General features: G+C 64.3%; 1 protein-coding gene. It reads right to left on the bottom strand.

What is annotated here, in order from left to right:
• The coding region (locus tag EN939_RS36525; RefSeq protein ID WP_164751614.1) for a 3-hydroxyacyl-CoA dehydrogenase family protein at positions 1-776 on the bottom strand (776 nt) is incomplete at both ends.

The following is a 776-nucleotide window of genomic DNA, read 5'->3' as shown; positions in this document are numbered from 1 at the left end:
AAGAAATGCAGGCCGAGCACGTCCTGCGGCCGCGAGGTCGAGGCGGCGATTTCGTTGATGTCGAGATAGGAGGTGTTGGTGGCGAGGATCGCGCCCGGTTTGGCCACCGCTTCGAGCTTGCCGAACACCTCCTTCTTGACCGCCATGTCCTCGAACACCGCCTCTACGATCAGGTCGCAATCGGCGAGATCGGCATAATCGGTGGAGCCCTTGAACTGGGCGAGCCGCTCGCGCTTGGCGACTTCGCTTAGCGAACCGCGCGTGACGGACACCGAGTAGTTTCTGTCGATCGTCGCCAAGCCGCGCTGCAATGCCTCATGGCTGGTTTCCAGCAAAGTCACGGGATAGCCGCCATTGGCGAAGGCCATGGCGATGCCGCCGCCCATCGTGCCGGCGCCGATGACGCCGACGCGGGCAATCCTGCGTTTGACGATGTCTTTTCCCGAAACCTTTGCCGCCTCACGTTCGGCGAAGAACAAATGCCGCTGCGCCCGCGACTGGTCGCTGCCGACCAGTTTCACGAACAACGCACGTTCCGCCGCCAGCGCCGCATCGAAGGGCAGCGTGACGGCATTGCGCACCGACTGCGCGCAGGCGATCGGCGCCTCGAGCCCGCGCGCTTTCCTGGCAAGATCCGCAGCCTCGGCGTCGAAAGCCGCCAGGTCGGTCTCCTTGAGTCCCTGATTGCGATCACGCACCGGCGTGAAGGGGCCACCCTTGCGGGCGATTTCCCCAGCGAAGTTCACGGCATGCGTGGCCAGATCGCCATCGAAGAC

This window comes from Mesorhizobium sp. M7A.F.Ca.CA.002.05.1.1 (assembly GCF_003998335.1).
GTDB lineage: Bacteria > Pseudomonadota > Alphaproteobacteria > Rhizobiales > Rhizobiaceae > Mesorhizobium.
The sequence above is the reverse complement of the archived record's forward strand: the minus strand, read 5'-3'. Positions and strand labels throughout refer to the sequence as shown.